General features: G+C 60.5%; 1 protein-coding gene and 1 pseudogene. Both read right to left on the minus strand.

The window, feature by feature from the left end; translation table 11 throughout:
• Positions 1-719, minus strand: a 719-nt coding sequence (gene istB, locus RCH09_RS19660; protein WP_326942831.1) for an IS21-like element helper ATPase IstB, incomplete at its 3' end; no start/stop codon positions are given.
• Positions 712-1,137, minus strand: a pseudogene (locus tag RCH09_RS19665) (IS21 family transposase); the annotation flags it as partial. The pseudogene RCH09_RS19665 and the gene istB, both read right to left, overlap by 8 nt.

A 1,137-nucleotide genomic window follows, 5' to 3' on the forward strand; every position in this document is an offset into this window, starting at 1 on the left:
CTGTGCTGGAAACGATACGACTCATTGCCGGTCTCGACGATATGGCAGTGATGGGTGAGCCGGTCCAGCAGCGCCGTCGTCATCTTCGCGTCCCCAAACACGCTCGACCATTCCGAGAAACTCAGGTTGGTGGTGATGACTACGCTGGTGTGTTCATACAGCTTGGACATCAGGTGGAACAGCAAGGCGCCGCCTGCCTGGCTGAACGGGAGATACCCCAGCTCGTCCAGAATGACGAGATCCATGCGCAACAGTGCCTGTGCCATCCGACCGGCACGGCCGTCGCGCTTCTCCTTCTCCAAGACATTGACCAAATCCACCGTCGAGTAGAAACGCACGCGCTTGCCCTGCGCGGCAATGCCGGCCACGGCGATTGCGGTGGCCAGATGGGTCTTACCAGTGCCTGGCCCACCGATCAGCACGGCGTTCTGTGCCGTGTCGGTAAATGTCAGCGTCGCCAACTGCTTGACCAGCTGCTGATCAACCATGGATGCGCCGAAATCGAACCCGGCCAGATCGCGATGCACGGGGAATTTCGCCGCGTTCATCTGGTGCCGGATTGATCGTATGCCACGGTCATTGTTCTCCGCTTGCAGAAGGTGCTCGATCAACCATTTGGATGTCGCCGTCGCGGACGTTTCCTGTGCGATGAGGTCGATCCATGCGCTGGCCATTCCGTGCAGGCGCAGATCTTTCAGTTCGGTCGTGATATCAAGCATGATCGGTCTCCGTGGTGTCGGTCGCCAGGTCATCGATGCCGCGCAGACTATCGTATCGGCTGGTATTGGCCAGTGGCACCTCGGTCAAGCGCAAGCTCGTCTCCACGCTGGCCGGAGCCGGACAGGCATGCAACCGCGCCAGAACATTGAGGACGTGTTCGGCGCTGAGCACCCCTGACTCGATGACCAGCTCGACGGCAACCAGGACAGCATCCAGACCTGCGCAGAGCACTGCGGTGAGCACTTGGGCCATGACCTTGTCGCCACCGGCATGGCGCATCAGACCTAGCCGCAACTGCTGGAGCGGCGCTGGCAAATCCGCAAAGGGAGCGCCGTTTCTGAGTGCGCCCGGTTTGCGCTCCACCAACGCGATGTAGTGCTGCCAGTCGTAGCTGATTTGACCGCGATCGCTCAATCG

This window comes from Actimicrobium sp. GrIS 1.19 (assembly GCF_035984655.1).
Taxonomy (GTDB): Bacteria; Pseudomonadota; Gammaproteobacteria; order Burkholderiales; family Burkholderiaceae_D; genus Actimicrobium.